Below are 25,745 nucleotides of genomic sequence, written 5' to 3'. Positions count from 1 at the left end.
CCCGCCGGGCTGCCGGCGCCCCCCGGCGCCGGCGGGGGGGCCCGGGGGCCCCCCCCCCCCCGGCGCTTCTGATCGGTCGGGTCTGATCGGTCAGGCGGGGACGGGCTCCCGTGTCCTGCTCGCCTCGGGCTCCTCCACAGTGGCCGGGTCGTCGGTGATCTCGGGCGGGGTGCCGTTGAAGATCTTCTCGTCGAGCAGGCCCTCGGAACGGGCGACGAGCACCGGGACCGTGAGCTGGCCGGCGACGTTGAGGGTCGTCCGGGCCATGTCGATGACCTTGTCGATGGCGATCAGGTAGCCGATCGCCTGCAGCGGCAGGCCGACGGTGGTGAGGGTCAGGGTCAGCGCGACCAGGGCCGGGCCGGGGGTGCCGCCGGTGCCGAGCTGGCCGATGACGGCGGCCAGGGCGATCAGGGCGTACTCGGCGAAGCCCAGGTGGGCACCGGTGTACTGGGCCACGAAGACCGCGGCCACCGCCGGGTAGATCGCGCCGCAGCCGTCGAACTTGATCGTGGCGCCCAGTGGCTGGGCGAAGCCGGCGTACTCGCGCTGCACGCCGTTCCGCTCGATCTGCACCTTCTGCGCGATCGGCAGGGTGGCGAGGGAGGACGAGGAGACGAACGCGAACTGCAGCGCCGGCCAGGAGTTGCGGTAGAACCTCAGCGGCGAGACGCGGCCGAAGACGCGCAGCAGGACCGGGTAGCCGACGATCAGCATCACCGCGACGGCCAGGTAGATCGCGCCGGTGAACTTGGCCAGTGGCTGCAGCGAGCTCGGCCCGTACGTCGCGACGACGGAGCCGATCAGGAAGAACGAGCCGATCGGGGTGAGCCGCACGACCCACCAGACGACCTTCTGCATGACCTGGTAGACGTCGTCGATCAGGGCGGTCAGCCGCTGCCCGCGCTCGCCGATCGCCACGAGGGCGGCGCCGAACAGCGCGGCGAACGTGACCACGCCGAGCACGTTGCCCTCGGACATCGCGTTGACGATGTTGGACGGGAAGAGGTTCTGCAGGATCTGCGTCCAGGTGACCGGCTCGGTCTCGGCCGTCTCGCTGGCGAGCCTGCCCAGCCCTTCACCGGGGTTGACGATCAGCGCGATGATCAGGCCGATCGCGGTGGCGATGGCCGAGGTGACCACGAACCAGCCCAGGGTCTTGCCGGTCAGCCGCGCCACGTTCCCGACATCGCGGAGCCGGCCGATGCTCACCACGATCGCGGCGAAGACGAGCGGGACGACGACGACCTTCAGCAGGCTGGTGTAGACCGAGCCGAACGGGTCGAGCCAGTCCTCGGCGAGTCCGGCGCCGTCACCGAGGTTGTTGAGCAGGGCGCCGACCGCCACGCCCAGGACGAGCGCGAGCACGATCTGCTGCCAGAACTGCCATTTCCAGACACGCAAATTCACGGAGGGTTCTCCAGGAGGTCGAGTCACCCCGTACGGCGCCGTCCGGCCGGCCACATCAGGGCATGGCGGTGCGCGGGGGTGAAGAAGGTGAAGGGGAGCGGGAGAGTCAGAAGAGGGCGCGGTGGCGGGTCAGCCGCGACACAGCACGCTGGCGAGGCGGCACAGGTCGATGTGCAGCCGGGCCACGAGCAGGATGCTCTTCTCGGAGGTCCTCACGGGTATGGTCAACCCCGATGTCCGGTTTGTTCGTTCCCGGCTCGGCGGTGATCCCCCTCACACCGGATCACCGAACGGGATCAAGGTCACCGCAGGGTGCGCCGCCGGGAGCGGGTGAGGACCCGGATGATGCCCACCACACCGAGCCCGATCAGCACCGCGGGGACGAGGAACCGCAGGCTCACGACGGACTCGCCGGAGAACCCGGTCGCCAGCGACACTCCCGCGACGGCCAGGAAGAACAGCCCGGTGATCACACCCCCGGGATCGAACCGGTGCCGCCGCTCGTCGCGCGTCTCGTGCTCAGACATGATCCACCTGTATCTCGCCGACCTTGCCGCGGATCCGGAGACTGATCACCGGTGGGTTCACGGTCGTGCCGTCCAAGGGCGGCAGGACCTCGTTGACCTTGGCGCGCGGGCCGCTGATCGTGCGCAGGTCCACGGACATGTCGCCCAGGCCGATCTGCGCGTCGAGTTCGACCCGGGCTTTCGGGGGCAGCTTGACCTTGAGCCCGCCGAGCAGCACGTCGACGTTGATCGTGATGCGTTCGCCTGGCTTCATGGGCAGCGCGGTGAGGTCCAGGACGGCCGAGCCGACCGCGACCTTGTAGGCCTGTTCGGTGCGGGTGGCATCGGTGGGCCGCCACTTGATCTCGCCGTAGCGGGCGTCCCTCGGCACCTCGGTGGCCGCCGATCCGGCGAGCAGGCTCAGCGTGAGCACGGTGCCGGCCGTGGCGAGGCCCCGGGCCCGGAACCAGCCGCCCAGCAGCAGCCCGCCGCCGATGACCGCCAGCGCGACCGACGCGATGATGATGCCGTTCTGCGGCGCCGGGTGGCCGCCCGCCACCGGGATCATGGCCGCACCGGCGGCCATGGCCGCCAGCAGCGTGATCTGCGTCAGCGGCGGCCCCTGCTGTTTGCGGATCGCCGCGGCGGCTCCTGCCGAGCGTGCCTTCATTGAAGGTGCGGCACGTTCTGCCGCCGGCCGGGTGCCCGCCGGCTGAGTATCCGCAGGCAGGGTGTCCACAGGCCCGTCGTCCACAGGCCGGGTGCCCGCGTGCGGAGTGCCGCCGAGAGCGGCGAGATCGATCATGCCCTCGGGCAGCCCGCCCGGAGTCCGGCCGAGCTTGTCCAGCGAGATCCCGGTGCTCTCTGCTCCCGCCGCGCCGGCCGTTCCCGCGGCACCCCTGTACGGCTGGTCGAGCGGGTGGCCCTGGAGCCGTTCGGGGAACGTGCGGGCGGCGGCGGCGAGATCCACTCCCCGCGCGTGGGAGACCAGCAGCACCAACCCGAACACCGTGAAGATCGCCAGCGCGTCGCCGAAGACCGCGCCCCCGGCCATGCTCAGCGCGAAGCCCAGGCACATCAGCGCCCCCAGGATCGACAACACCGCGGCCTTGTCGAACCGGCGCCTGAACAGCTGCTCCGCCGGCGCCAGGTCCTGCGGGCGGCCGGGCATGAGGAGCGCGGCGGCGATGTAGAGCACGAGGCCCTGGCCGTGCGCGAGCATCAGGATGCCGAACCCGACCCTGATCACCACCGGGTCGACCCCGGTGGCACGCCCGACGCCGGTGCACACCCCCGCCAGGATGCGGCCCTCGGTGACGCGGGGCATCCGCTCGTACGCCCCCTCCGTGGATGAACGGGGCGTGGACGACTGGGGCGGCGGCGGTGGGCTGGCTGCGCTGCGGTCCTCGACCATGGCCCCATCGTTGCGGACCCCGCTCCCGCGGGGAATCCGGGACACCCCTGACCCGACCCTGAGGAGTTCCTCAGGTAATGGGGGACCCGCCCTGATGCGATCCGCTCCGGCCCATGTGACGATCGTTGCAGCGGAGATCTCTCACACAGCTTGGGGACGACGACGATGACCGGACATGCCGTGCCCGACGCGCCGGTGGCCGCCCGGCTGGTGCGGCGTGCCGACGGGCGGCTGGTGGCCGGTGTGTGCCGTGGCCTGTCGGCCCATCTCGGCGTCGACACGCTGATCATCAGGGCCGCCTTCGTCCTGCTGACCATGGCGAGCGGCCTCGGCGTGGCGGCGTACGCCGCGTTCTGGGTTCTGGTGCCGAGCGAGGACCACGGCACTGCCGACGCCGACGATGTCGCCGGGGCCATGGAGGAAGGCACCGCGGTCAGGCCCCGTCGCGGCCGCCGTGACTGGGGCCAGTTGCTGGCGTACACCGCGGTCGCGGGCGGCCTCGCCACGCTGAGCGCGAGCAGCGGGCTCATCCAGGGCGCGCTGTGGCCGTTCATCGCGGGGGGCATCGGCGCCGCGATCCTCTGGCAGCAGGCCGACCGCGACCAGCGGCAGCGCTGGGTCGGCCTGACGCGGATCCCGCTCCGCCAGATGTGGCTGCGCAGCGTACTGGGCCTGATCCTGGTCGTCGGCGGCATCGCGGGCTTCGTCGCCCAGCAGGTCGAGCCGGCCCAGGCGAGCTCCGTCCTGATCGCCACGCTGGTGATCCTCACCGGTGTGGCCGTGATCGTGACCCCGTGGGTGGTCCGGCTCTGGCAGGACCTGGACGCCGAGCGGCACGAGCGCATCCGTTCCCAGGAACGTGCCGAGCTCGCGGCGCACGTGCACGACTCGGTCCTGCACACGCTGACCCTGATCCAGCGCAACGCGGCCGACCCGCGCGAGGTGCAGAGGCTCGCCCGGTCCCAGGAGCGAACGCTGCGCAGCTGGCTCTACCAGCCGAAGGCCGACCCCGACCAGACGTTCGCGGCGGCGGTACGGGAGATCGCAGGCGAGGTGGAGGACGACCACGGCGTGCCGATCGAGGTGGTCTGTGTCGGGGACACCATGCTCGACGAGCGGCTCGGCGCCGCGTTGCAGGCGGCGCGGGAGGCGATGGTGAACGCGGCGAAGTACGCCGAGGCGCCGTCCGTCTCGGTCTACGCCGAGGTCGAGGGCGACGAGGTCGCGATCTTCGTCCGGGACCGCGGCAAGGGATTCGACCCGGACGCCATTCCCGCGGACCGGATGGGTGTGCGAGGCTCCATCATCGGACGTATGGAACGCAACGGAGGCAAGGCCACCGTCCGTACCGCCCCCGGTGAGGGCACCGAAGTGCGTTTGGAGATCAAAAAGTCATGACCGACACCAGGGTCGTCCTCGTCGACGACCACCAGATGTTCCGCACCGGGGTCAAGGCCGAGCTCGGCGCCAGCATCGAGATCGTCGGCGAGGCCGGGGACGTCGACGAGGCGGTCACGGTCATCAAGGCCGCCGAGCCCGACGTGGTGCTGCTCGACGTCCATCTGCCCGGTGGCGGCGGTATCGAGGTGCTGCGCCGGCTCCATGGCACCGTGCAGTCGCGCTTCCTGGCGCTGTCGGTGTCGGACGCGGCCGAGGACGTGATCGGTGTCGTGCGCGGCGGGGCGCGCGGTTACGTCACCAAGACCATCTCCGGGCCCGAGCTGACCGACGCGATCGGCCGGGTGGCCGAGGGCGACGCGGTCTTCTCACCGCGGCTGGCGGGCTTCGTGCTGGACGCCTTCGCCGCCAGCGACGCGCCCGCCGTGGATCCCGAGCTCGACCAGCTCACCCAGCGTGAACGCGAGGTCCTGCGCCTGATCGCGCGTGGCTACGCCTACAAGGAGATCGCCAAGGAGCTCTTCATCTCGGTGAAGACGGTCGAGACGCACGTGAGCTCCGTGTTGCGCAAGCTGCAGCTCTCCAACCGTCACGAGCTGTCGCGCTGGGCCGCCGCCCGCCGCCTGGTCTGACGCTTTGATGTTCTGACGATCAGTTGAAGTGTCCCTAGTGTCATCTCCGGGCGATCCGCAAGGGTTCCGCCCGTCTCGTGATGGAATCGTGATCACTTAGTCCGGCGCGGTGATCACGGGCGTGGGATCGTCGCTCGTCATGACATACCCACCTGGTTCCGGCTTTCCGGGCAATGACCCTGCCCCGGGGGCCGCACCCCAACCCATGTACCCCGCGCCCGGTGATCCACCCCTGCCTGGACCGGCCTCCCACAGGCCGTCCAGCGACTCCACCAACGGGCTCGCCATCGCCAGCCTGATCACAGGCCTCCTCGGCTGCTTCGGGATCCTCGGGCTGATCCTCGGCGCGATCGCGATGAAGCAGATCAAGGAGCGCGGTCAGAAGGGCCGTGGCCTGGCCATCGGCGGCATCGTCCTGTCCCTGCTCTGGGTCGTGGGCGGCACCGCCGGCTACCTCTTCATCAGTTCGCTCGACAAGGACGACCTGGACAAGCTCGCGACGCCCAAGGTGACCACGACCAAGCCGAAGGACGTGCGCGCCAACAAGATGCGCGTGGGCGACTGCATCAACGACAACTCCGGCGCGACCACCTCCATCGAAGGTCCCGTCGAGGTGGAGAGCGTCAAGGTCGTGCCTTGCACGACACCCCATGACGGCGAGGTGCTGGCCACGTTCCGGCTTTCCACGGCGACCCTGCCCAGCGAGAGCCAGATGAGCACGCTGGCCGGGAAGGGCTGCCAGCAGCGGATCGGAAGCAGGCTCAGCCGTGAGCCGGCACGCCGCAGCCTTGCGACGTCCTACTACTTCCCGAGCGTCCAGTCATGGGCGTCCGGCGACCGCGCGATCACCTGCGTCGCCGTGCACGCCAAGGACGGCACCAAGCTCACCCGCAAGCTGCGGACCTGAGTCCCCGTCCACGGCGCGCGTCACAGGGGCACGAGCGCCGGTGGGCGCCCCGTCCGCAGCAGGCCGTCGCAGGCCCGGCGCCACGTGCGCCGGGCCCGGCCGTCACCGCGACCCCGCCTGCAGGTTGTTGATCGGGGCGGAGCCGTCCTCGACGAAGTCGATGGTCAGCTCGCCGCCGATGAAGGTGCGCAGCCGCTCGGCCTCAGCCAGCACCGCCTCGGCGTCCTCGTCCGGCAGCGGACGGAAGGGCGCGACCGTCAACGTCGACTTCCGGACGGTCCACACACCCTGGACGAAGCCGTCCACGAGGAACATCGGCACCCCGCCCGACGCGACCTTCGCGTAGCGCCTGCGGTCCTCCTCGTCGATCACGCGCCGCCGGTCCTTGTGGCCGAGCAGCGCGTTGTCGAACGCGGGCAGGAAGCGTACGGGCACGGGCCGGTCAGGGTCGGCGATCGGCGCATCGGGCAGGTCGTACAGCTCCCGCCCTTCCTCGTCCCGCACAACGCGCAGCTCGTCGCGCATCCCTGCCATCACCGCGCGGAGACGGGTGATCCCCGCCCACGTCTGCACGTCCATGACGCTGGCCGGCCCGAACGCCGCCAGATAGCGCAGCACGAGCCGTTCCGGCTCGGGCGCGGTGGCCATCGGCAGCCCCGACCACTCCTCCGCCAAGGTGACGGAGACGCTGGGCGGACTGCCCCACCGCCCCCATGCCGCCGCCTCGGGACCGTGCACCATTGCCGACATGAGCTCTGCCACTGAGGCGAGCCGGCCGCCGTTGCGCCCGGGGTACCGCTCGGCCATCAGCCGCCCGTACTCCCGCCGCGTCAGCGTTCGCCCGGCCAGCAGCTCACGGCCCACCTGGTGCACTTCGTCCAGGTCCAGCCCCTTGGTCTCATCGGCATAGAAGGGTGAGCTGAACGCGGCGCGCACGATGGGAGCCACGGTCGGCCGGATCCAGGTGAAGTCATCGGCGTGAGCGAGGTGCACGGTCCTGCGCAACATGGTGGACCGCACGACCTTGCGTTCGTGAATCAGCACGGCCAGGTCGTCGTGCCTGAAGTCCGTCAGCCGCGTCCAGAGCCCGATGTACGGCCAGTTGGGCTCCTGGCCCTGCACGGCGACCAGGTGCCGGATCGTCTCGAACGGTGCCATCGGGACGCGGTCCACCAGCAACTGGCGGGTGAGCAGGGTGCGGTTGAGGCCGCGCAGCGAGATCATCATCCTTCTTTCGTCAGGGCCGCCGGCCGGGGTACGGCGGCGATGGTCGCGGCGCCCACCCCGGCGACGGCGAGCGCGAGCCATCCGGTCCAGCCGGGGGCCAGGCGCGACTGGCCGTCGTCAACCCAGAGCAGTACCAGGGCGGGCGAGGCGAGAACGACCAGATCGACCACCCGCGCCCGCGCCGGTACGTGAACCGCCTTCCGCCGCCCGTGCAGGATCACCGTGACCGTCACGTAGACGGTGGTCAGGACGAGTGCGCCGGTGAAGAGAATCCGTCGCAGCGTGAGCTCGACGTCGTACGCGCCCTTGTCCATGGTGCTCATCTCGAACCACCACCCGTACTCCCACCACACCAGCGCGGCCGCGGCCATCAGCCCGCAGACCAGCGCGCCGGCGCGCGGGGCCGCGCTCTCCCTGCGGTCCGTGGCCAGGTGGTAGACGGGCAGGAGGGCGAGTCCGGCGAGCAGGAAGAACGGACTGACCAGCACGAAAACGGCCGCAAGTGAGACATGGAGGGCGAGGAGCCATCTCATGCGCGTCACCATAACCGGTACGGCATCGGTGACCGCCACCCTTGATACGGCCCCGTTTCATGGACAGGTCAGCCTGGCTGAGCATCAGCGGCGAGCCCGCCGAGGAGCTTCCAGGTCCGCTCGCGGTCCTCGTCCGTGGTGAGGTCGGTCTGGGTGAAGACGACCTCGGTGGCGCCGGCGTCGAAGTAACGGCGGACCTCGGCGGCGACGGTCTCCTCGTCGCCGGTCACGACCAGTTCGGCGGCACGGGAGGCACCTTCGAGGGCCACCACCCGCTGGTAGGACGGCAAGCGGTCGTAGAAGCCGGTGGCCTGGGCGGCGGCTTCGCGTGCGGCGTCGACGTCGCTCGTCACGATGCCGGCGACGAACGCGACGATGCGCGGCGCGGGGCGTCCAGCCCGTTCGGCGGCCGTGGTGATCTGGGGAACGATGTGCTCGCCCAGCGTCCTCGGGCCCGCGAGGAACGGCAGCGTTCCGTCGGCGAGCTCGCCGGTGGCGCGCAGGGCCTGCGGGCCCATCGCGGCGACGAGTAGGGGAACGGGCGGAGCGCCGGCCACGGCGGCGGGCATGGGCGTGCTGGCGGTCAGCGTCTCGCCCTGGAAGTCGGCCGATCCGTCCTCGGTGAGCGATCGGAGCACGGTGAGGAACTCGCGCAGCCGGGCGATGGGACGGTCGTACGGGACGCCGAAGACCGGCTCGACGAACGCGCCCGCGCCGAGCCCGAGGCCCAGCTGGAACCGGCCGCCGGTGGCGGCCTGCGAGGTGTGCGCCTGGCTCGCCACCAGGATCGGATGGCGGGCGAAGATCGGCACAGCCGAGGTGCCGACGGTGACGTCGGGCACCTCCCGTCCGATGAATCCCGCGAGGGCGATGGCATCGGCGTCGAGGCGCTGGCCGCTCCATATGGATCGCAGACCGGCTTCGGACGCCTCGCGCGCTCTGGCGACGGCCGTGTCGATCGCATTACCGGATGTGGCAGGGGGGAGTGCTACTCCGATCGTCATGAAGGCGGCAACCTGACGGCGTTCACCGTTATTTCCGACTGCTCATTAGTATCTCTACAAAGAATCTGAAGGATAGGTAGCTGGACTGAATAGTGCCGCTCAGGCGAGGCTCTTTTCGTCGTTGCAACGAGAGGAGCGCATCATGAAGATCCTGCTGATCGGAGCGACTGGAAAGCTCGGCCGTGCGGTGCACGAGGCGTTGCGGGCGCGCGGCCATGAGGTCGTCACGGCGTCCCGGAACGGCTCGGACATCTCCGTCGACATCACCGACCCCGAGTCGGTACGCGCGATGTACGAGAAGACGGGCCGCGTCGACGCCGTGGCCAACACGGCGGGATGGGTTCCCTGGAAGCCGCTCACCGAGCTGGGCTCCGGCGACGTGATGGCCGGCCTGCGCGGGAAGGCGTTCAGCCAGGTCGAGCTCGTCCGGCAGGGCACCGCGCACGCCGTGGAGGACGCCTCGTTCACCCTGATCACAGGAGTGCTGTCCCGGGACCCTGTCCGCACCGGCTCGATGGCCTCGCTGGCCAACGGCGCGATCGAGGCGTTCGTGCGCGCCGCCGCCATCGAGCTGCCGCACCGGCAGCGGATCAACGTGGTCAGCCCGACCGTCTTCACCGAGTCGATGCCCGCCTACGGCGAGATCTTCGTCGGGTTCGAGCCCGTTCCGGTGGCCGCGGCGGCCCGCGCGTACGTGCGCTCGATCGAGGGCCACCAGACGGGCCAGGTGTACGTGGTCGAGTGAGGCGTCACCGGCTGCGAGCGCTGCTGACCGTGACCTTCTTGTCCTCGGCAAGGATCGCCGCGAGATCCTCGGGAACGGGCATGACCGTCCTCAGGCCGACGCTCGTGCGGCCGATGTTCCCTTCGGGGGCACGGCCCATCAGGGAGCCGGGGGCGCCGACGAGAAGCCTGATGACCTGGCCCCATGCCTCCTTCTGGTCGCGGCATTTCAGCGCCAGCACGAACATGTGCCAGTGGGCGCGCGTGTGCGGCCACGCCCACGACTGGGACAGGATGTGCGCGCGTTCGAGCGCCGTCCACATCGCGTCCAGGTCGGTGGCTGTACGAGCCTGGCGCAGCTCGGCCTCGAAGGCGGCGCGGACGGCGGGCGGCATGGGGGAGGGCATGGCGACTCCTCGGAAATCGATGCCGGATGGCTTGCTACCAGCCTCGCTCTCCTCCTGCCGGTGACGCTTGAACGAACCTGCTACCCGGTGGCCCGGACGAACTCGGAGGGGGCGATGCCGAACATCCGGCGGCAGATCCTGCTGAGGTGAGCACCATCGGCGAAGCCCGCGCCGTGGGCGGCCTCGGTCACCGACGCGCCCGCGGCCACCAGCTCCGCCGCGCGCTGCAGGCGAAGCCACTGGACGTACGGCCGGAGCGGCAAGCCGACCTCTTCGCTGAAAAGATGCGCCAGCCGGCTCTCCGAGAGGTTGACCGCCCGCGCCAGCTCGCCCAGCCGGATCGGGGGGCCGTCGAGCAGTTCGGGCAGTGTCCGCAACGTCCGGCGAACGGCCGGATGGCGAACCTCGATCTCCCGCGCGGTGGGGAGTGCGTCGATGATCTCCTCAGCCGAGCCGAGGAGCCCGCCTGCCTGGCCCCAGCCCGCCACCGCGTCGTCAGGATCGGGCAGCTGGCTCAGCTCGCGTCCCTGCGCCGACTCCGGATCCAGATGCACCATCAAGGCCTCGTCCACGCCGCCGACGACCTCGTGCGGAACACCTGGCGGGATCACTGCGGCCTGGCATCCGAGACGTTCACCGGCCGCGTCGCCCAGGATGATCTCGTCGTGCCGTGCGACGAACACCTGCACCGAGTGATGAGCGTGCAGCGTGGCGGTGCCGACCGTCCCCGTGTAGACGAGCAGTCCCGGGCGCACGGTCGCGACGCCGTTCCAGACGTTCGCATGACGCCGGCCGTCGCCGCTCATCGAACCAGGCTAGCCGCCCAGAGTGCGATCATGAATGCATGGCGGGGGCGGTCTATCTCATCACCGGCATCCAGGCGGCTGGGAAGTCCACGGTGGCGCAGGCGCTGGCCGAGCGGCTGCCGAAGTCGGTGCATGTCCGGGGCGACATGTTCCGCCGTTTCGTCGTCAACGGCCGCGCTGACATGAGCCCGGACCCGTCGCCGGAGGCACTCGGCCAACTGCGGCTGCGCTACGGGCTGGCTGCGAGCACCGCCGATGCTTACGCGGACGCAGGGTTCGCCGCGGTCGTGCAGGACGTGATCCTCGGTGAGCAGCTCACCTGGATGACCGAACGGATCCGGACGCGGCCGCTGTACGTGGTGGTGCTGGCGCCGAGCCCCGAGGCGGTCGCCGCACGCGAGGAGGCACGGCCCAAGCGGGCGTACGTCGCAGGTTCGTTCAGCGTCGCCGACCTGGACTCGTCGTTGCGCGGCGAGACACCGCGGATCGGTCTCTGGCTGGACACCTCAGAGCTGACGGCCGAGCAGACCGTGGACGAGATCCTTGCACGTGCCGAGCCTCACGGCGGCTGACCGGCGCGCGTCAGTCGCGTCAGCCGCGGTGAGTCGCGGTGAGTCGCGTCAGCCGGGTCAGTCGGGGAGGCGTGCGGGGCAGCCGGGCTCGCAGCGTTCGGAGTGCCGGGCGACGCGGCGGGCGAACGAGGCCAGCGCGCGGTCGAGAAAAGGCGGATGACCGGCCCGCTGCCGGGGATCACCGGCTCGAACCTGGCCTTCCAGCGGATGAGGGTGTTGAGGCCCTGCGGTTCCAGCGTGACGTCGGCGCGGTACTCGCGGACGGGCACCCCCGTCAGGATGACGTAGGCGTAATGCCGGGGCGGGTCGTACGCCACGACCTCCTCGCGCGACGGCGGGATCTTGCGGATGGCGCCGACCCCGTTGGGCACCTCGTCGCCCGCGCGCTCCCGCCGGGCCCTGGTCGGGAAACTGCCCCACTCGCCCCATGCCTCCGCGACGGCCAGATGCTTGAAGATCACCTCTGCGGCCGCGCTGGAGGTGGCGGTGGACTCGATCTCGTACGGCATGCCGGCTCCCGTGTCTTGATCACCGCACCGTAGTCATCCGGTCCCGTACCGACAAGGCACGGGACCGGATGTGGGCAGCGTCACGAGCCGGCCGCGACGTTCCGGCCCGGCCGCCGTGTCACAGCGCGAACACCGAGGCGAGCAGGCGTTCCTGGAACCGCTCCACGTCGCTGCCGACCATGACCTTGACCGGGCGCCGGTCGTCCCGGGCCGGGGCGGTGCGGGCGTCCCAGATCGTCGCGCCGCGGGTCAGCTCGCCGCGCAGCTCCACCCGGACCGGGCGCTCCACGTACGTGCCGAGGTCCGGTTCGGCGATCAGCATGGCGGCGAGCGCGTCGTGGATGACGCAGCCGCGGCGCTTGAGGATCGGGGCGTAGGAGTCGATGTAGAACTCCAGGATCCGGCTGGCGAACCGGGCGGGCTCGGAGTCGTGCGCGGCCAGCCGGTCCAGCCAGGGCGCCTCCACCGCCGTCGGGTGCGTCGCGTCCAGCGGCACGAGCACCACCGGCCAGCCGGCGGCGAAGACGAGCTCGGCCGCCTCCGGGTCGTGCCAGATGTTCGCCTCGGCGTGCGTGGTGATGTTGCCGGGGTGGTCGAACGCGCCGCCCATGATGACGACCTCGCGGATCAGCGACGGCAGCTCGGGGTCGAGCAGCAGCGCGGCGCCCAGATTGGTCAGCGGGCCCGTCGCCAGCAGGGTCAGCTCGCCGGGCCGCTCCCGGGCCAGCCGGACGATCTGCGCGGGAGCGGCCTCGGCGGTCGGCTCGCCGCGGGGGGCGGGCCGGCCGGTGTCGCCCAGGCCGTCGCTGCCGTGAAAGTCCAGCGCGTAGTGCACGTCCTGGGCCATCGGACGGGGCGCGCCGATCGCCACCGGCACCCCGTCCACCCCCGCCAGCTCCAATACCCGCAGGGTGTTCAGCGCGCCGGAGCGGGGGTCGATGTTGCCGTGCACGGTGCCCACCGCGACCAGCTCCGCCGCGCCCGCCTTCACCAGCGAGGCCAGGTAGAGCAGCGTCATCGCGTCGTCGATGCCGGTGTCACAGTCAAGAAGGATCTTGGGCATGCGGGAACCCCTTCGGGCGTGGTGATCGTCGCCGTGGAGGTTATCCGGTGTCGACGACCTGGAAGGCCTCGGCCAGCCGCCCTTCGCCGAGCCCGGCGGTCCGCGCGTTCCCCGAGAGCCAGCCGTGCAGCATCTGCTCCAGGCCGTCCTCGCCCATGTGCGCGGTCTGGCTGGCATGGGCCTTGAGCGCGGCGAGCTTGCGGTCGTACGTGTCCGTGATGTCCACGTAATGGTTGGGCGTGGGCCCGCCGACGAGCCACACCTCGGGCACAGTCCAGGCCGCCAGGCCCTCGTCGGCCAGCAGCTCCGGGAAGGCGTAGGGGTTGCGCGCGTCGGGGTAGACCGCGTCGAGCGCGGCCGAGCCGACCGCCCGGTGATCGGGGTGACTCGGGTGGATGCGCTCGTAGTTGCGCTCGGGGCTGTGCATGACCACCCGATCGGGCCGTACCTGCCGGATCACCCGCGAGAGGTCGCGGCGCAGCGCCAGCGTCGCCTCCACCCGGCCGTCGGGATAGCCGAGGAACCGCACGTCCTCCACGCCCACGCACTTGGCGGCGGCGCGCTGCTCGTCGCGGCGCAGCGAGGCCATCTCCGTCCGCGTGACGGCGTCGTCGAAGCCGCCCGCGTCGCCGTCGGTGACCATGAGGTAGACGACCTCGATCTCCTGATCCGTCCAGCCCGCCACCGTCCCGGCGGCGCCGAAGTCGACATCGTCGGGATGGGCCATCACCACGAGGATCCGTCGCACGTCGTTGGTCACGATTTCAACTGTATGCCTACCTATCGGTTTTTCGAATCGGAGGGGGCGCCAGGTGATCCTTGTTGCGCCGTGACGGATTGGGCCTGGGACACGCGTCATGAGCGGGGTAGAGCTGAGACATGCGGAAACTCATCAACGCCCCAGCGGACGTCGTCGTCGACGCGCTGCGCGGTCTGGCCGCGGCCCATCCGTCCCTGCGAGTCGATCTCGAGAACCGGATCGTCGTCCGGGGTGACGCGCCGCGCGCCGGGAAGGTGGGCCTGGTGTCGGGCGGCGGCTCCGGCCACGAACCCCTCCACGGCGGCTTCGTCGGGTACGGGATGCTCGACGCCGCGGCGCCGGGAGAGGTCTTCACGAGCCCGGTGCCCGACCAGATCCTCGCCGCGACGACGGCGGTGAGCAGCGGTGCGGGCGTCCTGCACATCGTCAAGAACTACACGGGTGACGTCCTCAACTTCCGGATGGCCGCAGAGCTGGCCGAGGACGAGGACATCGGGGTGGCGTCGGTCCTGGTGAACGACGACGTCGCCGTGGAGGACAGCACGTACACCGCGGGCAGGCGCGGCACCGGCGCCACGCTGTTCGTCGAGAAGATCGCCGGGGCGCTGGCCGAGGAGGGCGGCGCGCTCGACGAGGTCGCGGCCGTCGCGCGGGAGGTCAACGAGCGCAGCCGGTCGTTCGGCGTCGCGCTGTCGCCGTGCACGGTGCCGGCCGCGGGGGAGCCGACGTTCGAACTGGGCGATGACGAGATCGAGCTGGGCATCGGCATCCATGGCGAACCCGGGCGGGAACGCGCCAAGGCCGCCACCGCGATCGAGATCGTGGACGCGGCGCTGTCGGCGATCGACGCCGACATGCCGCTGTCGGGCGCCGAGGTCCTGGTGCTGGTGAACGGGATGGGCGGCACCCCGCTGATCGAGCAGTACGTGGCGTACTCGGCGGCCGCCGACTGGCTCGCCGACCATGGCGCGATCGTCGCCCGCACGCTCGTCGGCCCGTACGTCACGAGCCTGGAGATGGCCGGCTGCATGGTGTCGGTGTGCCGGCTCACGCCCGAGCTCACCAGGCTCTGGGACGCCCCGGTCGAGACCCCGGGGCTGCGGTGGGGCCGATGAACGGGGCGGCACTGGCGGACTTCGTCCGCCGGGCGGCCGAGGTGGTCACGGCCGATGCCGACCGGCTGACCCGGCTGGACGCCGCGATCGGCGACGGCGACCACGGCCTCAACCTGAGCCGGGGTTTCGCCGCCGCCGTCGAGGCCCTGCCGGAGGGAGCGCCGCCGGGCAAGGTCCTCATCGCGGCCGGCCGGGCGATCGTGTCGAAGACCGGCGGTGCCTCCGGCCCCCTGTACGGGACGGCGCTGCGCCAGGCGGGCAAGACGATGGGCGACGCGGAGGAGGTCGACGCCGCGTTGCTGGGGGCGGCGTTGCGGTCGGCCCTGGAGGCCGTCCAGGAGCTGGGCCAGGCCGCCGAGGGCGACAAGACGATGGTGGACGCGCTCATTCCGGCGGTCGGCGCCTACCAGGCGGCGCTGGGGAGGAGCGAGTCCCTGGCGCAGTGCGCGCGGGCAGCCGCTGAGGGCGCCGAGGAGGGTGCCGAGGCGACCGTGCCGATGCGGGCGCGGAAGGGGAGGGCCAGCTATCTCGGCGAGCGCAGCACCGGCCACCTCGATCCCGGCGCCGCGTCCACCGTGCTGGTTCTGCACGCGCTGGCCGCCGTCGCCGCCGGGGAAGGGAGCTGACCTTGGTCGGCCTTGTGATCGTTTCGCACAGCCGGGTGCTGGCGGAGGGCGTCGCCGAGGTCGCGCGGGCCATGGGCGTCGGCAGGGCGGTGGTCGAGTGCGCGGGCGGCGACACCGGCGGCGGGCTCGGGACGAGCATCGATCTCGTCGAACGGGCCGTCCGGGCGGCGGACGGCGGTGACGGCGTGGTGCTGCTCGCGGACCTGGGCAGCTCGGTGCTGACCGCCAAGATGTACGTCGAGGGCGCCGACGGCAAGGTCGTGCTCGCCGACGCGCCGCTGGTCGAGGGGGCGGTCGCGGCAGCGTCCATGGCCGCCACGGGCGCCGGGCTGGACGCCGTGCTCGCGGCGGCCGAGTCGGCCCGCGACCACCGGAAGACCTGACAGGTCTGGCCAACTCGCCGGGCTTGTCTGGAAACTCGGCAGGCTTGTCTGGAAACTCGGCAGGCCTGTCTGGAACGCGGCAGGCCTAGAGGCCGGAGGGGCTCGGGGGCTTGTTGCCGGGCTTGCCCTCCGGCGGCTCCACGGGCTCGGCCGGGCCGCGGAGCAGCACGGTGAGCGGGTCATCGACGGCGTCGGGATGCGTGCCCACGACCTCGAAGACCCGCTGGTCGCCGTCCACGTCGCCGACGGTGACGCGGTATGCGGGCAGGTCGGCGCCGATTTCACCGGGCTCGCCGCTCTCCTTGGCGGCGGCGAGCGCGTCCACCGCCTCGCGGATCCTGCCGGCCTGGTCCTCTGGCAACTCGTCGGTGTCGTACAGCGCGACCATCACCTGGTCGCCCGCGAAGCCGCCGGTGCTCTCGATCTTCACGCGCATGAGCTCGCCTCCCCCGGTCGTCGTGCCCGCCATTGGACACGACGACCGGGATTCGGAGAGATCTTTTTCTACTTGTTGAACGCCCTCCGGAGTTCCTCCAGCTCACTCCGGAGAATGTCGTCGTTGTCGAGGGATCCGCGCTGCCCCAGCTTCTCGGCGTCGATCGCCGCGTACTCCGGCATCTGCATCGTGCCGCAGCAGCGCGAACGGTCCTGCTCGGCGCGCAGGCTCGCCGAGTGCTCGTCGGCCGGCCCGACCTCGGTGACGTCCTGGCCGTTGCCGGTGTAGTCGGCGTCGGTCATGTTGACCCGGCCGCTCATGAGGTCGGTCAGCGGCGTCGGCGAGGTCGTGATCTCGCGGACCGCGAACCGGTTGCGGATGAACGTGCGGTAGTTGGCGGGGTCGCCCTGGCTGCTGGAGATCTGCAACATCTTGTTGGCGACGTCCACGAACGTGGCGCCGGTCGCGGGCGCGGCGATGATCGCGTCGAACAGCAGCTTGGCGAGCTTGGAGGCGACCTCGATGAGGACCAGTGTCGGGTCCTTGGTCCTGCGCTGCCGGTTGCGCTCGAACACGAAGATGTCGGCCAGCACGTCGTAGATCGCGCCGGTGAACACCTGCGAGACCGCGTGCACCTCGTTGCTGACCTCGCTCAGCTTGAGGTCGTTGTCGGCGTTGCGCAGACCGAAGTCCTTGCCCAGTGCCTTGCCGAACTCCTCGGCCATGGCGGGCAGGAACGACTTGTCGTGCAGGTTGGCGCGGGTGAGCGCCACCAGCGCCTCGGCCTGGTCCGGCTGCGCCAGTGCGAGGAAGATGGCACTGAGGTCGCCGAACGCCTCGTGCAGGCCGCCGGTCTGCGGCGGGTTGCCCGCACCCAGCCAGCCGGGCTTGAGCCCGTCGAGGACGGCGTGCCCGCACTCGTGCGCGGTGATGTCGAGCGACCGGCAGGTGAAGACCTCGTTCTGCGGCGGCTGGCCCTGCGGCACGAAGTGCAGGAACTTCAGGACCTTGGCAGTGCGGCTGTAGAACGCGTTGGCGCCGACCCCGGCCCGCGGGTGGACGGTGATCTTGTCGGTGTTGCCGCCGACGTTCCACGCGAACGGGATGGCGTTGCCGCCGTTGTGCCGCTCCCACATCGAGAGCGTTTGCCGTACGACCGCGAAGGTGTGCGCACAGTCGAACTCGGGGGTGTTGGGCTGGAAGATGAAGTCGCCATTGGTGTTGCGCGCCACCGGAGTGATCCCCTGGAGGAGGGTGGTGATGCGCGCGTCGGTCGGACCGTTCAGCACGATCGTGGGGATGAACACCGCGCGGACGCCGAGCGCCGTGACAGTCGGGTCCTGCTTGTAAATAAGGATGCGGTGGCCGGTCACGACGGGCACCGGAATCGGCACCGGACGCGGGATCGGCTGGGGCGTCGGCGGGGCCGCCGCGCCTTCGACGCGCAGCTGGGCCGGGATCATCTCGATCCGCGACTCGGGGACCTCCAGTCCCTGGGCGCGCCTCTGGAGTTCCTGCTGGCGTTGGAGTTCCTGCTGGTGGATCATCTTCGTTCCACCTTCCCGTCACTTGGCGTGGGCCCCTGCTGGCCCAGCGCGGCCGAGGGCGGGCATGGCAATGCCTGGCCGGAGGTGTTCGGCGGACGTGTCCGTCGACGTGACCGGCCGATGTGAAAGGCCGGAGCCACGGGTGGGGTGAGGCCCGGGCCCAAGTGCTCGCCGCCCTGCGCGGACTACGCTCCGCCCGTCAGGATGGTCAGTCAAGGCCTGGGAAAGGCCCCATCGGGCCATTGTCCGGTTTCGGACTGTTGATCAGGCATTGCGGTGTGTATGCACTGATCCATCCTTGCCGCGGTGCCAGAGAACGGCGGCCTGGCCTCGCAGCGGGACGTGTTTGTCGGCGCCGGGCTCTACACTCGCTCGTGATGTCGAAGACCGAAACTCGCCCCCTGCTCGAGGGCCTCAACCCGCAGCAGCGGGCCGCCGTGGTGCACTCCGGTGGTCCGCTACTGATCGTCGCCGGTGCCGGCTCGGGCAAGACGCGCGTGCTCACGCACCGCATCGCCTACCTGCTGGGCGAGCGCGACGTTCATCCCGGCCAGATCCTGGCGATCACCTTCACCAACAAGGCCGCGGCCGAGATGAAGGAGCGCGTCGACGCGCTGGTCGGGCCGCGGTCCAGAGCCATGTGGGTGATGACCTTCCACTCGGCGTGCGTGCGCATCCTGCGCCGCGAGGCCAAGCGGCTGGGTTTCCCGTCGAGTTTCTCGATCTACGACCAGGCGGACGCGCAGCGGCTGATGGCCCTCGTCTGCCGCGAGCTCGACCTCGATCCCAAGCGTTACCCGCCCAAGTCGTTCTCCGCGCAGGTGAGCAACCTCAAGAACGAGCTCATCGACTACGAGACCTTCAAGGCCCGGGCGTCCACCCACATGGAGCAGACGCTCGCCGAGGCCTACGAGATGTACCAGGCCCGCCTGCAGCAGGCCGGCGCGATGGACTTCGACGACCTGATCATGCTGACGGTCAATCTGCTGCAGGTCTTCCCGGAGGCCGCCGAGCACTACCGCCGCCGCTTCCGCCACGTCCTCGTCGACGAATACCAGGACACCAACCACGCGCAGTACGAGCTGGTCCGCGAGCTGACGGCACCGGTCGAGGGCATCGGCGCGGCCGAGCTGTGCGTGGTGGGCGACGCCGACCAGTCGATCTACGCGTTCCGCGGCGCGACGATCCGCAACATCCTGGAGTTCGAGCGCGACTACCCCGAGGCCACCACGATCCTCCTGGAGCAGAACTACCGCTCCACCCAGACGATCCTGTCGGCCGCCAACGCCGTCATCGAGCGCAACGCCGACCGCAAGCCCAAGAAGCTCTGGTCCGACCAGGGCGAGGGCCACAAGATCACTGGCTATGTGGCCGACAACGAGCACGACGAGGCCGCGTTCGTCGCCCAGGAGGTCGACAAGCTCACCGACTCCGGCGACGCCCGGCCCGGCGACGTCGCGATCTTCTACCGGACCAACGCGCAGTCCCGTGTCTTCGAAGAGGTCTTCATCCGGGTCGGCCTCCCCTACAAGGTCGTCGGCGGCGTCCGCTTCTACGAGCGCAAAGAGGTCCGCGACCTGCTGGCCTACCTCCGTGTCCTGGGCAACCCCGAAGACACCGTCAGCCTCCGCCGCATCCTCAATGTGCCCAAGCGCGGCATCGGCGATCGCGCCGAGGCCTGTGTCGAGGCCTACGCCTCCCGCGAGCGCATCTCGTTCTGGCAGGCACTCCGCCGTCCCGAGGACGTGCCGGGCATGGCCACCCGTTCGATCAACGCGGTCCGCGAGTTCGTCGCGCTCCTCGACGAGCTCGGCGCGGCCGTCGAGTCGGCGACCCCGGCCGAGCTGGTCGAGCAGATCCTGGTCAAGAGCGGCTACCTGGCCGAGCTGCAGGCCTCCAAGGACCCGCAGGACGAGACCCGCATCGAAAACCTCCAGGAGTTCGAGGCCGTCGCCCGCGAGTTCGAGGAGCGCCTCGACGGTGAGTCCGCCGAGGGCCGCCTCGTCGACTTCCTGGAGCAGGTGGCCCTGGTCGCCGACGCCGACTCCATCCCCGGCGGCGCCAAGAGCGCCCCGGTCCCCCCGGGCGAGCAGCCCGAGGAGACCGAGCAGGGCGTCGTCACCCTGATGACCCTGCACACCGCCAAGGGCCTGGAGTTCCCCGTCGTCTTCCTTACTGGCATGGAAGACGGCGTCTTCCCACACCTGCGCGCCATGAGCAACCCCAAGGAGCTCGAAGAGGAACGCCGCCTGGCCTACGTCGGCATCACGCGGGCCCGCCAGCGCCTCTACGTCTCCCGCGCCGCCATGCGCAGCTCCTGGGGAGCCCCCCAGGTCAACCCGCCCTCCCGGTTCCTCGGCGAGGTCCCCACGACCCTCCTCGACTGGGAGCGCGAGGCCTCGTCCGCGTCCTCCCCGGCGATGTCCCGCATGGCGGCCCGCCCCGGCGTCCAGTCACCGGGCAACCGCTCGGTCCCCAGCCTCGCCCCCGGTGACAAGGTCACCCACGACGCGTTCGGCCTGGGCACGGTCGTCACCGTCGACGGCGCCGGAGACAAGGCCGCCGCCAGCGTCGACTTCGGCGGCGAATACGGCGTCAAGCGCCTGATCCTCCGCTACGCCCCCGTCGAAAAGCTCTAGACCGTGATGGCCAGCTTGCCGACGGTGCCTTCGGTGAACGCCGTGAGGGCCGGTGCGGCGCCGGCCAGCGGGTAGGTGCCCGCGATCGGCACGCGCAGCCGTCCGGCCACGACGTCCTCGGCGAGGCGGGTGAGCGTGGCGCTGTTCGGATCGGCCATCACCGCGGTGGCCTTGATGCCGGGCCTGGCGGGGCTGAAGTGGATCGTCGAGGTGAATCGCCCGTCCTGAACGAGCAGTCCCGCCACGACCTCGCCGTCGCCCGCGAGGTGCAGCGCCGAATGCACCCCGCCCGGGGCCACGGCTCGTACCTGCGTGGCAAGGTCGTCGGGGTTCACGGTGTGGGCGGCACCGAGCGCGGTGACGAAGGCGGCCTCGGCGCCGGGACGTGCGGTGGCGAGGACGGTGGCGCCGCGAGCGGCGGCGAGCTGGATCGCGTAAGCGCCGACGCCGCCCGTCGCACCCGAGATGAGCATCGTCTCACCAGGAGCCGGGGCGACGGCGTCGACCGCGTTGAGGGCGGCCGTCCCGGCCAGCCCGAGGGCTCCGGCTCGCGTGTGGTCGAGCCCTGGCGGGAGGGGCGCGAGACCGTACGCCTCGTTCACCGCGACATATTCGGCGAAGCCGCCCTGGCCCAGGGTCGGGCGCATCACCACGCCGAACACGGCGTCGCCCACGGCGACGCTGGTCACTCCGTCACCGACGGCCGCGACCACGCCGGCGAAGTCCTTGCCGACGACCACGGGGAAGTCGTACTCGTACATGCCCTTGAGGAATCCGCCGAGCGCACCGAGGTCGAACCCGTTCACCGACGAGGCCCGCACCTGGACGAGCACCTCACCCGCCGCGGGTTCGGGGGTGGGGAGGTCGGTGATCACGGGTGCCGCCCCGAAATCGCTGTATGCCAATGCGCGCATCTCTTTACTCCGTTTCTGTCGTGGCCTGTTGCCAGGACGCTCGAAGGACCGCCACGGCGACGGCGAGCTCCGCCTCGTCACGGGGGGCGTAAAGCATCACGATCGTGTCGGGCCATTCGGCGCGGAGGCTGATCGGATGCCGCTCGGCCCATCCGCGCTCGGCCAGCTCTGCCATGAGCGGCGGCGGGACCGTCAGGTGCATGAAGCCCGCCCGGTGGATGTGGCCGAACTCGTCGCGGCTCGGGTGCAGGAACGCCTCCCACGGCCCGCGCGGCTCATGCAGCCGCAGGGCCAGCGAGGAGGGCTCCGACACCTGGCTGGGGCCGGTGAACACGCCCGGCAGTGAGTCGGCCTCCTGGACCAGGGCGGCCCGGATCGCGGGTGGGGAGAACTGGTCGAGCTGGTCATGCGGGACTTCGCGTCCCGTGGTCACCGGGCGTGGCCCGGATCTGGTCGGTAGTTCGAGCATCAACCGCACTTCCTGTGCGTTGGTTACTTCTTGTGTGCGTCTGAAGTGTGGTCGACAATGCAGGGATGGTGGAAGAAGGCACTTTGGCCCGCGTACCGCACACCGATGTGCGTGCGCCGGTCGGCGCGGGCAGCCCGACCTGCCGGCTGCGCGACGTCCTCGACCGGGTCGGCGACAAATGGAGCGTGCTGGTCATGGCGCTGCTCGGCGACGGGCCCCGGCGTTACTCCGAGCTCCAGCGCGGGATCGACGGCATCTCCCAGCGCATGCTGACGTTGACCCTGCGGAGCCTGGAGCGCGACGGCCTCATCATCCGCACCGTCACGCCGACATCGCCGCCCCGCGTCGACTATGCGCTGACCGAGGTCGGCGAGACCCTCTCCAGGGAGGTCGGCTCGCTCATCCGCTGGGCGGAGGAGCATCGCGAGTACGTCGCGACGTCCCGGCTCCGGTACGACGAGGAGAACCGGTAGCCGCATCGCGACCCGCCCGTCACCAGGGGTGGCGGAACGGATAACCGGATGCGCGGGGTCCGCCGCCCTGCCATGATCCGGCCCCATGGAGACTGTGATCCACAACCCGGCCGACGGCATCTACCCCGCGACCGGCGACTACGTGCACGCCATCGAGGTCCGGGACGCGCGGCGGACGTTGTACGTGTCAGGGACGATGGGCCTCGACGCCGCCGGGGTGGCCGGGGCCACGTTCGCCGAACAGCTGGACCTGGTCTGGTCGAACCTGCGGACGATCCTCGCCTCGGCCGGCATGACCGTCGACAACATCGTCCGCATCACCAGCTACCTGCGCGACGCCTCCTACGCCGAGGCCAACGCCGCGGCGCGGATGGAGGCGCTGGGCGGCCGCGCCGTGCCGGTCACCGGCATCGTGGTCGAGCACCTCGCCGACGACTGGCTGGTCGAACTGGAAGTGATCGCCGCCGACTAGGCGAGAGCGGCGAGGGAGTGGAGGAGGTTGTTGAGGAGGGTGGTCTGGCGGGTCGGGGGGAAGCGGTCGGGGTCGAAGAGGGCTTGGACGACGATGCCGTGGGTGAACGCGGCGACGGTTGCGGTTACTTCGTCGATGTCCGTGTCCGGTGGGAGGTCGCCGTCGTTGCGGGCGGCTTCGACGTGCGGGCGTAGGCGGCTGCGCCAGGCCTCGTAGCGGTCCTTCTCGCGGGCGCCGAGCTCTGGGTCGGCCAGGGAGCCGTCCCATGAGCTGACCCAGACGCGGTTCATCGCCGCGGCCTCGGGGGTGAGCGGGAGGACGTCCAGCAGAGCGGTGCGGAGGCCCTCCAGGCCCGGCTCAGGGGTGGTTTGGCGGGGGCGGTTGGCCGTGCGTTCGTCGGCCACGTCGAGGGCGTACGCGATGAGGGCCTTCTTGCTGGGGAAATAGTGCGTCAGCAGGCCGGTCGAGGCGTTCATCTCGGCGGCCACGGCGCGCAGGGTCAGGCCACCGAAGCCGCGATCGGCCAGGACTCGCCAGACGGCTTCGGACACGTCGCGGCGGCGGGCATCGTGATCTCCGCGTGCGGGCATGGCGCTATAGTACGTAACGAACGTTTGGTATGCACCTTGGAGGTCCCGTGTTCGCGCATGTGTTGGGGGAGAACGCCGAGCTCAGGCCGCTGGAGCCGTGGCAGGCCGAGGAGTTCGCCAGGCATGTCGATCGGGTGCGCGACGATCTCTTGCCGTGGATCCCGTTTGCCCGGATGGTCGTGGACGTGGACTCCGCACGGGCCTTCCTGCAGAGCTACGCCGACCGGCAGGCGGCGGACGGGGGCCGGATCTACGGCATCTGGGTGGACGGCGCGCTGGTGGGCGGCGTGCTCTTCCGGGTCTTCGACGCGGCCATCGGGGTCTGCGAGGTCGGTGTCTGGCTGGGCACCGAGGCCCGCGGCCGGGGGCTGGTCACCAAGGCGGTCCGGCACATGATCGACTGGGCGATGAACGTGCGGGGCATGGCGCGGGTGGAGTGGCGGTGCGATCCGGAGAACGCCAACAGCCGCGCCGCGGCCAAGCGCATCGGCTTCACGCACGAGGCGACCTTGCGCGGCTCGTGGGTCATCGAAGGCGAACGGCGTGACGAGGAGATCTGGGTGCTGCTGAAGGGTGAGTGATCAGCGGTGCTGCTGGTAGTGCCGCGCCGCGCGGGCGCGGTTGCCGCACGCGACTGAGCACCACTCCTGGCGCGGATGGCGCTTGATGAAGTAGAGGACGCAGCGCGGTGCCGGGCATACGCGTACCTGGGCGGGCAACGGTCCGGCGAAGAAATCGATGGCTGCGTTGGCGAGCGCTGCACCGAGCCTGGCACCGTCGCCCTCAACGGTGGGATCGACGCGTTCCTGCCAGGTGTCCCGCCACTCCAGCTGCCTGGACAGTGGCGCCGCCGTGGCGTTGACGAGCGCGAGCGCGTCCGGGAAGGGCGGGAGGGCGGCGGCGTCGGCTGTGCTCGGCGGTGTGGGGGCCACGGCCTGCGCGAACAGCGCGCGAACGGCCTGACGAAGGTCGACTGTCTGCTCTCGGACGGGCTCGTCCGCGGTGAAGGTCGACGTGTCGAGATAGGGCGACAGATCCTGGTCCCGTACCCAAGTCGTCAGGCCCTCCGGTGTCGCGAGCGCGTCGGTGAGGCCGGAGCGCCGGGCACGGATCGTGCTCGCGAAGCGGAGGGTCAACGGGTCGCTCATGCCTCCATTCTAACGGCCATCTCATCATGATCCCGTTATGTTATAACGGGACTTGTTTCTTTATTCCGTTAGAAGGAGTCATTGTGATCACGCCTGTGCAGACGGATCCCAAGCTGGACGAACTGGCCAAGCGCATGGGCAAGGTGCCCAACATGCTGCGCGTCATGGCCAACGCTCCCGCGGTGCTGGACGGCTACCTGGGCCTGTCGCGCCCCCTTAAGAAGGGCACGCTTCCCGCTGCCACCGCCGAACGGATCGCCTTGACGGTCGGCGCGGCGAACGCCTGCGACTACTGCGTGGCCGCCCACACCTACACGGGCAAGACCGCGGCGGGACTCAGCGATGAGGAGATTCAGTCCGCCAAGCAGGGCACTTCGGCGGATCCGAAGGAGGCTGCCGCTGTGGCGTTCGCCCGGGAGTTGACCGAGTCGCGCGGTGACGCTGACCCGGCTGCCGCTTGTGCGGCCGGCTGGACCGACGAGCAGATCCTGGAGATCGTCGCGCTGGTCGCCCTGCAGACGCTGACCAACTACGTCAACAAGGTCGCCGAGACCGAGAACGACTGGCCTGCGGCGTGAGCGAGCGGCTGCGCCCGGCGTGGCTGACCCTGCTGCTGCTCGCACCGCTGGCGGTGGTGCAGGCGGTGGCGGGAGAACCGCTGCTCGCACCACCGCTGGCTGCCTCGGCCGCGCTGGTCGCGGCCACGCCCGCCGCGCCCGCCGCACGGCCGCAGACCGTGCTGTTCGGTCATCTGGTCTCGGTCACGGCGGGGTTCGCCGTGGCGCTGGCCCTCGGCCCCGGTCCCGTCGCGGCGACGGCCGCCGCCGGGCTGGGGGTGGCGGCCATGGTGGCCGCCGGCCGGTTCCACGCGCCCGCCGTGGCGTCGGCGGTGCTGGTCGGCGCCGTGGGGGAATGGGTGCCCGCCGTCGCCCTGCTGGGCGGCGCCTTGGTCATCGTCGGCCTCGCCGCCCTGCCGCGGCTCGGCCGGAGGAGTCAGGAGGCCGGTCTCTGACTCAGGTCGTCGAGGTCGCTGACGACTTTCTGGCTCAGGGCGGCGAGGTC

General features: G+C 70.7%; 32 protein-coding genes. 14 read left to right on the top strand and 18 right to left on the bottom strand.

Features of this window, described 5'->3' with window-relative positions; genetic code table 11:
* Positions 1-90: 90 nt before the first annotated feature.
* The 4 genes from F8566_RS05830 to F8566_RS05820 form a co-directional block, all read right to left on the bottom strand.
* Entirely contained in the window at positions 91-1,410 is a 1,320-nt protein-coding gene (locus tag F8566_RS05830) for a dicarboxylate/amino acid:cation symporter (RefSeq protein ID WP_192809533.1), read from the bottom strand.
* 129 nt (positions 1,411-1,539) lie between these two features.
* On the bottom strand, positions 1,540-1,626 hold the full coding sequence (locus F8566_RS52815) for a putative leader peptide (RefSeq protein ID WP_404800269.1): 87 nt from the start codon (positions 1,624-1,626) through the stop codon (positions 1,540-1,542).
* Between the two features lie 86 nt (positions 1,627-1,712).
* The gene (locus F8566_RS05825; protein ID WP_151558761.1) at positions 1,713-1,937 is read right to left on the bottom strand and encodes a hypothetical protein; all 225 of its coding nucleotides are present in this window, start codon (positions 1,935-1,937) and stop codon (positions 1,713-1,715) included.
* Positions 1,930-3,330 carry a PspC domain-containing protein gene (locus F8566_RS05820; RefSeq protein ID WP_151558759.1) on the bottom strand — a complete coding sequence of 467 codons (1,401 nt, stop codon included), beginning with the start codon at positions 3,328-3,330 and terminating at the stop codon, positions 1,930-1,932. The genes F8566_RS05825 and F8566_RS05820 overlap by 8 nt, the downstream gene beginning before the upstream one ends.
* A 165-nt stretch (positions 3,331-3,495) precedes the next feature.
* Between F8566_RS05820 and F8566_RS05815 the strand changes: the two genes are divergently transcribed.
* The 3 genes from F8566_RS05815 to F8566_RS05805 all read left to right on the top strand — a co-directional run bounded on the left by F8566_RS05815 (position 3,496) and on the right by F8566_RS05805 (position 6,267).
* Positions 3,496-4,728: an ATP-binding protein gene (locus F8566_RS05815; protein ID WP_151558757.1), complete on the top strand. Its 1,233-nt coding sequence runs from the start codon at positions 3,496-3,498 to the stop codon at positions 4,726-4,728.
* Positions 4,725-5,360 carry a LuxR C-terminal-related transcriptional regulator gene (locus tag F8566_RS05810; protein WP_151558755.1) on the top strand — a complete coding sequence of 212 codons (636 nt, stop codon included), beginning with the start codon at positions 4,725-4,727 and terminating at the stop codon, positions 5,358-5,360. Before F8566_RS05815 ends, F8566_RS05810 begins: the two co-directional genes overlap by 4 nt.
* 205 nt (positions 5,361-5,565) lie before the next feature.
* The gene (locus tag F8566_RS05805) at positions 5,566-6,267 is read left to right on the top strand and encodes a DUF4190 domain-containing protein (RefSeq protein ID WP_192809532.1); all 702 of its coding nucleotides are present in this window, start codon (positions 5,566-5,568) and stop codon (positions 6,265-6,267) included.
* Between the two features lie 102 nt (positions 6,268-6,369).
* Here the strand turns inward: F8566_RS05805 and F8566_RS05800 are convergent, their stop codons facing one another.
* The 3 genes from F8566_RS05800 to F8566_RS05790 all read right to left on the bottom strand — a co-directional run bounded on the left by F8566_RS05800 (position 6,370) and on the right by F8566_RS05790 (position 9,031).
* Entirely contained in the window at positions 6,370-7,494 is a 1,125-nt protein-coding gene (locus F8566_RS05800) for a winged helix DNA-binding domain-containing protein (protein WP_151558751.1), read from the bottom strand.
* Positions 7,491-8,027 (bottom strand): hypothetical protein, encoded by a 537-nt coding sequence (locus F8566_RS05795; RefSeq protein WP_151558749.1) that lies wholly within the window; start codon positions 8,025-8,027, stop codon positions 7,491-7,493. Before F8566_RS05795 ends, F8566_RS05800 begins: the two co-directional genes overlap by 4 nt.
* A 68-nt stretch (positions 8,028-8,095) precedes the next feature.
* Positions 8,096-9,031 carry an LLM class F420-dependent oxidoreductase gene (locus F8566_RS05790; protein ID WP_151558747.1) on the bottom strand — a complete coding sequence of 312 codons (936 nt, stop codon included), beginning with the start codon at positions 9,029-9,031 and terminating at the stop codon, positions 8,096-8,098.
* A 142-nt stretch (positions 9,032-9,173) separates the two neighbouring features.
* On the opposite strand from F8566_RS05790, the gene F8566_RS05785 reads away from it, so the two are divergent.
* Positions 9,174-9,776 carry a short chain dehydrogenase gene (locus F8566_RS05785; protein ID WP_151558745.1) on the top strand — a complete coding sequence of 201 codons (603 nt, stop codon included), beginning with the start codon at positions 9,174-9,176 and terminating at the stop codon, positions 9,774-9,776.
* A 4-nt stretch (positions 9,777-9,780) separates the two neighbouring features.
* Here the strand turns inward: F8566_RS05785 and F8566_RS05780 are convergent, their stop codons facing one another.
* Positions 9,781-10,161 (bottom strand): DUF3703 domain-containing protein, encoded by a 381-nt coding sequence (locus F8566_RS05780; RefSeq protein WP_225992905.1) that lies wholly within the window; start codon positions 10,159-10,161, stop codon positions 9,781-9,783.
* Positions 10,162-10,241: 80 nt separating this feature from the next.
* The gene (locus tag F8566_RS05775; protein ID WP_151558744.1) at positions 10,242-10,967 is read right to left on the bottom strand and encodes a helix-turn-helix transcriptional regulator; all 726 of its coding nucleotides are present in this window, start codon (positions 10,965-10,967) and stop codon (positions 10,242-10,244) included.
* A 38-nt stretch (positions 10,968-11,005) separates the two neighbouring features.
* On the opposite strand from F8566_RS05775, the gene F8566_RS05770 reads away from it, so the two are divergent.
* Positions 11,006-11,539, top strand: coding sequence for an AAA family ATPase (locus tag F8566_RS05770; protein WP_151558742.1), 534 nt, complete (start codon positions 11,006-11,008; stop codon positions 11,537-11,539).
* Here F8566_RS05770 and F8566_RS05765 read toward each other — a convergent pair.
* The 3 genes from F8566_RS05765 to F8566_RS05755 all read right to left on the bottom strand — a co-directional run bounded on the left by F8566_RS05765 (position 11,527) and on the right by F8566_RS05755 (position 13,871).
* Complete coding sequence (locus tag F8566_RS05765) at positions 11,527-12,048, bottom strand: SRPBCC family protein (protein WP_225992904.1); 522 nt, start codon at positions 12,046-12,048, stop codon at positions 11,527-11,529. The two genes, F8566_RS05770 and F8566_RS05765, sit on opposite strands and share 13 nt — an antisense overlap.
* Positions 12,049-12,166: 118 nt before the next feature.
* Entirely contained in the window at positions 12,167-13,111 is a 945-nt protein-coding gene (locus F8566_RS05760) for a nucleoside hydrolase (protein WP_151558740.1), read from the bottom strand.
* A gap of 40 nt (positions 13,112-13,151) precedes the next feature.
* On the bottom strand, positions 13,152-13,871 hold the full coding sequence (locus tag F8566_RS05755; protein ID WP_151558738.1) for a PIG-L deacetylase family protein: 720 nt from the start codon (positions 13,869-13,871) through the stop codon (positions 13,152-13,154).
* Positions 13,872-13,990: 119 nt separating this feature from the next.
* On the opposite strand from F8566_RS05755, the gene dhaK reads away from it, so the two are divergent.
* From dhaK to F8566_RS05740, 3 genes are read left to right on the top strand one after another with little or no spacing between them, the layout of a single operon-like run.
* Positions 13,991-14,986, top strand: coding sequence for a dihydroxyacetone kinase subunit DhaK (gene dhaK / locus F8566_RS05750; protein ID WP_151558736.1), 996 nt, complete (start codon positions 13,991-13,993; stop codon positions 14,984-14,986).
* Complete coding sequence (dhaL, locus tag F8566_RS05745) at positions 14,983-15,612, top strand: dihydroxyacetone kinase subunit DhaL (protein WP_151558728.1); 630 nt, start codon at positions 14,983-14,985, stop codon at positions 15,610-15,612. Before dhaK ends, dhaL begins: the two co-directional genes overlap by 4 nt.
* A 2-nt stretch (positions 15,613-15,614) precedes the next feature.
* Positions 15,615-15,995, top strand: a complete 381-nt coding sequence (locus F8566_RS05740; RefSeq protein WP_151558726.1) for a PTS-dependent dihydroxyacetone kinase phosphotransferase subunit DhaM — start codon at positions 15,615-15,617, stop codon at positions 15,993-15,995.
* A gap of 85 nt (positions 15,996-16,080) precedes the next feature.
* On the opposite strand, the gene F8566_RS05735 is transcribed toward F8566_RS05740, so the two are convergent.
* Both F8566_RS05735 and F8566_RS05730 read right to left on the bottom strand, forming a co-directional pair.
* The gene (locus tag F8566_RS05735; RefSeq protein WP_151558724.1) at positions 16,081-16,431 is read right to left on the bottom strand and encodes a protealysin inhibitor emfourin; all 351 of its coding nucleotides are present in this window, start codon (positions 16,429-16,431) and stop codon (positions 16,081-16,083) included.
* A gap of 68 nt (positions 16,432-16,499) precedes the next feature.
* Positions 16,500-17,978, bottom strand: a complete 1,479-nt coding sequence (locus tag F8566_RS05730; protein WP_151558722.1) for a gluzincin family metallopeptidase — start codon at positions 17,976-17,978, stop codon at positions 16,500-16,502.
* 377 nt (positions 17,979-18,355) lie between these two features.
* Here F8566_RS05730 and pcrA point away from each other — a divergent pair, with 377 nt between their 5' ends.
* Positions 18,356-20,617, top strand: coding sequence for a DNA helicase PcrA (gene pcrA / locus F8566_RS05725; protein WP_225992903.1), 2,262 nt, complete (start codon positions 18,356-18,358; stop codon positions 20,615-20,617).
* On the opposite strand, the gene F8566_RS05720 is transcribed toward pcrA, so the two are convergent.
* A complete protein-coding gene (locus tag F8566_RS05720) occupies positions 20,614-21,531 on the bottom strand; it encodes an NADP-dependent oxidoreductase (protein WP_151558720.1) in 918 nt (305 codons plus the stop codon). The genes pcrA and F8566_RS05720 overlap by 4 nt on opposite strands.
* Positions 21,532-21,535: 4 nt before the next feature.
* Complete coding sequence (locus F8566_RS05715) at positions 21,536-22,000, bottom strand: luciferase domain-containing protein (RefSeq protein ID WP_151558718.1); 465 nt, start codon at positions 21,998-22,000, stop codon at positions 21,536-21,538.
* Positions 22,001-22,065: 65 nt separating this feature from the next.
* Between F8566_RS05715 and F8566_RS05710 the strand changes: the two genes are divergently transcribed.
* Entirely contained in the window at positions 22,066-22,473 is a 408-nt protein-coding gene (locus F8566_RS05710) for a winged helix-turn-helix transcriptional regulator (protein WP_151558716.1), read from the top strand.
* Positions 22,474-22,558: 85 nt separating this feature from the next.
* Positions 22,559-22,945, top strand: a complete 387-nt coding sequence (locus tag F8566_RS05705) for a RidA family protein (protein WP_151558714.1) — start codon at positions 22,559-22,561, stop codon at positions 22,943-22,945.
* Here F8566_RS05705 and F8566_RS05700 read toward each other — a convergent pair.
* Positions 22,942-23,535, bottom strand: a complete 594-nt coding sequence (locus tag F8566_RS05700; RefSeq protein ID WP_151558712.1) for a TetR/AcrR family transcriptional regulator — start codon at positions 23,533-23,535, stop codon at positions 22,942-22,944. The genes F8566_RS05705 and F8566_RS05700 overlap by 4 nt on opposite strands.
* Before the next feature lie 47 nt (positions 23,536-23,582).
* Here F8566_RS05700 and F8566_RS05695 point away from each other — a divergent pair, with 47 nt between their 5' ends.
* Entirely contained in the window at positions 23,583-24,116 is a 534-nt protein-coding gene (locus F8566_RS05695; RefSeq protein WP_151558710.1) for a GNAT family N-acetyltransferase, read from the top strand.
* Here the strand turns inward: F8566_RS05695 and F8566_RS05690 are convergent, their stop codons facing one another.
* The gene (locus tag F8566_RS05690) at positions 24,117-24,683 is read right to left on the bottom strand and encodes a CGNR zinc finger domain-containing protein (protein ID WP_151558708.1); all 567 of its coding nucleotides are present in this window, start codon (positions 24,681-24,683) and stop codon (positions 24,117-24,119) included.
* Positions 24,684-24,766: 83 nt separating this feature from the next.
* Between F8566_RS05690 and F8566_RS05685 the strand changes: the two genes are divergently transcribed.
* Positions 24,767-25,261, top strand: coding sequence for a carboxymuconolactone decarboxylase family protein (locus F8566_RS05685; RefSeq protein ID WP_225992902.1), 495 nt, complete (start codon positions 24,767-24,769; stop codon positions 25,259-25,261).
* Positions 25,258-25,695, top strand: a complete 438-nt coding sequence (locus tag F8566_RS05680; protein ID WP_192809530.1) for an HPP family protein — start codon at positions 25,258-25,260, stop codon at positions 25,693-25,695. Before F8566_RS05685 ends, F8566_RS05680 begins: the two co-directional genes overlap by 4 nt.
* The last annotated feature ends 50 nt before the right edge of the window (positions 25,696-25,745 follow it).

It is taken from the genome of Actinomadura rudentiformis, from assembly GCF_008923185.1.
In the GTDB taxonomy this organism is placed as follows: domain Bacteria; phylum Actinomycetota; class Actinomycetes; order Streptosporangiales; family Streptosporangiaceae; genus Spirillospora; species Spirillospora rudentiformis.
The sequence above is the reverse complement of the archived record's forward strand: the minus strand, read 5'-3'. Positions and strand labels throughout refer to the sequence as shown.

Coding starts and splice junctions, on each gene's coding strand:
- F8566_RS05790 (WP_151558747.1), bottom strand. CDS start 9,031: ATGACGATCGGAGTAGCACTCCCCCCTGCCACATCCGGTAATGCGATC.
- dhaK (WP_151558736.1), top strand. CDS start 13,991: ATGCGGAAACTCATCAACGCCCCAGCGGACGTCGTCGTCGACGCGCTG.
- F8566_RS05715 (WP_151558718.1), bottom strand. CDS start 22,000: ATGCTCGAACTACCGACCAGATCCGGGCCACGCCCGGTGACCACGGGA.
- F8566_RS05780 (WP_225992905.1), bottom strand. CDS start 10,161: ATGCCCTCCCCCATGCCGCCCGCCGTCCGCGCCGCCTTCGAGGCCGAG.
- F8566_RS05815 (WP_151558757.1), top strand. CDS start 3,496: ATGACCGGACATGCCGTGCCCGACGCGCCGGTGGCCGCCCGGCTGGTG.
- F8566_RS05690 (WP_151558708.1), bottom strand. CDS start 24,683: ATGAGCGACCCGTTGACCCTCCGCTTCGCGAGCACGATCCGTGCCCGG.
- F8566_RS05710 (WP_151558716.1), top strand. CDS start 22,066: ATGGTGGAAGAAGGCACTTTGGCCCGCGTACCGCACACCGATGTGCGT.
- F8566_RS05805 (WP_192809532.1), top strand. CDS start 5,566: ATGTACCCCGCGCCCGGTGATCCACCCCTGCCTGGACCGGCCTCCCAC.
- F8566_RS05705 (WP_151558714.1), top strand. CDS start 22,559: ATGGAGACTGTGATCCACAACCCGGCCGACGGCATCTACCCCGCGACC.
- F8566_RS05800 (WP_151558751.1), bottom strand. CDS start 7,494: ATGATGATCTCGCTGCGCGGCCTCAACCGCACCCTGCTCACCCGCCAG.
- F8566_RS05765 (WP_225992904.1), bottom strand. CDS start 12,048: ATGCCGTACGAGATCGAGTCCACCGCCACCTCCAGCGCGGCCGCAGAG.
- F8566_RS05810 (WP_151558755.1), top strand. CDS start 4,725: ATGACCGACACCAGGGTCGTCCTCGTCGACGACCACCAGATGTTCCGC.
- F8566_RS05700 (WP_151558712.1), bottom strand. CDS start 23,535: ATGCCCGCACGCGGAGATCACGATGCCCGCCGCCGCGACGTGTCCGAA.
- dhaL (WP_151558728.1), top strand. CDS start 14,983: ATGAACGGGGCGGCACTGGCGGACTTCGTCCGCCGGGCGGCCGAGGTG.
- F8566_RS05760 (WP_151558740.1), bottom strand. CDS start 13,111: ATGCCCAAGATCCTTCTTGACTGTGACACCGGCATCGACGACGCGATG.
- F8566_RS05785 (WP_151558745.1), top strand. CDS start 9,174: ATGAAGATCCTGCTGATCGGAGCGACTGGAAAGCTCGGCCGTGCGGTG.
- pcrA (WP_225992903.1), top strand. CDS start 18,356: ATGTCGAAGACCGAAACTCGCCCCCTGCTCGAGGGCCTCAACCCGCAG.
- F8566_RS05730 (WP_151558722.1), bottom strand. CDS start 17,978: ATGATCCACCAGCAGGAACTCCAACGCCAGCAGGAACTCCAGAGGCGC.
- F8566_RS05735 (WP_151558724.1), bottom strand. CDS start 16,431: ATGCGCGTGAAGATCGAGAGCACCGGCGGCTTCGCGGGCGACCAGGTG.
- F8566_RS05775 (WP_151558744.1), bottom strand. CDS start 10,967: ATGAGCGGCGACGGCCGGCGTCATGCGAACGTCTGGAACGGCGTCGCG.
- F8566_RS05770 (WP_151558742.1), top strand. CDS start 11,006: ATGGCGGGGGCGGTCTATCTCATCACCGGCATCCAGGCGGCTGGGAAG.
- F8566_RS05820 (WP_151558759.1), bottom strand. CDS start 3,330: ATGGTCGAGGACCGCAGCGCAGCCAGCCCACCGCCGCCGCCCCAGTCG.
- F8566_RS05795 (WP_151558749.1), bottom strand. CDS start 8,027: ATGAGATGGCTCCTCGCCCTCCATGTCTCACTTGCGGCCGTTTTCGTG.
- F8566_RS05825 (WP_151558761.1), bottom strand. CDS start 1,937: ATGTCTGAGCACGAGACGCGCGACGAGCGGCGGCACCGGTTCGATCCC.
- F8566_RS05720 (WP_151558720.1), bottom strand. CDS start 21,531: ATGCGCGCATTGGCATACAGCGATTTCGGGGCGGCACCCGTGATCACC.